This is a genomic window from Phaeospirillum tilakii (assembly GCF_042683125.1).
Lineage (GTDB): Bacteria > Pseudomonadota > Alphaproteobacteria > Rhodospirillales > Magnetospirillaceae > Phaeospirillum > Phaeospirillum tilakii.
The window spans coordinates 1-1,164 of the sequence record NZ_JBHUIY010000099.1; the positions used below are offsets into that span (position 1 = coordinate 1).

The 1,164-nt window shown below is 64.0% G+C and carries 1 protein-coding gene; it reads left to right on the forward strand.

Annotated features, from left to right (window positions below; genetic code table 11):
- Position 1 precedes the first annotated feature (1 nt).
- On the forward strand, positions 2-1,164 hold a 1,163-nt coding region (tuf, locus tag ACFSNB_RS18690; RefSeq protein WP_377319324.1), incomplete at its 3' end, for an elongation factor Tu.

Genomic DNA, 1,164 nt, shown 5'->3' on the forward strand with positions numbered 1-1,164 from the left:
AATGGCTAAGGCGAAATTCGAGCGCAATAAGCCGCATTGCAACATCGGCACCATCGGTCACGTCGACCATGGCAAGACCTCGTTGACTGCGGCGATCACCAAGGTTCTGGCCGAGTCGGGCGGGGCGACCTTCACCGCCTACGATCAGATCGACAAGGCGCCGGAAGAGAAGGCGCGTGGCATCACCATCTCGACCGCGCACGTCGAGTACGAGACCACCAACCGCCACTACGCGCACGTCGACTGCCCCGGCCACGCCGACTATGTGAAGAACATGATCACCGGTGCGGCGCAGATGGACGGCGCGATCCTGGTGGTTTCGGCCGCCGACGGTCCGATGCCGCAGACCCGCGAGCACATCCTGCTGGCGCGTCAGGTCGGCGTCCCGGCGCTGGTCGTGTTCATGAACAAGGTCGACATGGTCGACGATCCCGAACTGCTCGATCTGGTCGAGCTCGAGGTTCGCGAGCTGCTGTCGTCCTACGACTTCCCCGGCGACGACATTCCGATCGTCAAGGGCTCGGCGCTGTGTGCGCTGGAAGACCGCAACCCGGAAATCGGCCGTGACGCCGTGCTGGCGCTGATGGCGGAAGTCGACAAGTACATCCCGCAGCCGGAACGTCCGAAGGACAAGCCGTTCCTGATGCCGATCGAAGACGTGTTCTCGATCTCGGGTCGCGGCACCGTGGTGACCGGCCGTGTCGAGCGTGGCGTGCTGAAGGTCGGCGACGAAGTCGAAATCGTCGGCATCAAGGCGACCATCAAGACCACCTGCACCGGTGTCGAGATGTTCCGCAAGCTGCTTGATCAGGGCGAGGCGGGCGACAACATCGGCGCGCTGCTGCGCGGCACCAAGCGTGAGGACGTCGAGCGCGGCCAGGTTCTGGCGGCCCCCGGCAGCATCACCCCGCACACCAAGTTCAAGGCGGAAGCCTACGTGCTGACCAAGGATGAAGGTGGGCGTCACACCCCGTTCTTCACCAACTATCGGCCGCAGTTCTACTTCCGCACCACCGACGTCACCGGCGTGGTCACCCTGCCGGAAGGCACCGAGATGGTGATGCCGGGCGACAACGTGTCGATGGAAGTCCATCTGATCTGCCCGATCGCCATGGACGAAGGTCTGCGTTTCGCTATCCGTGAAGGCGGGCGTACCGTCGGCGC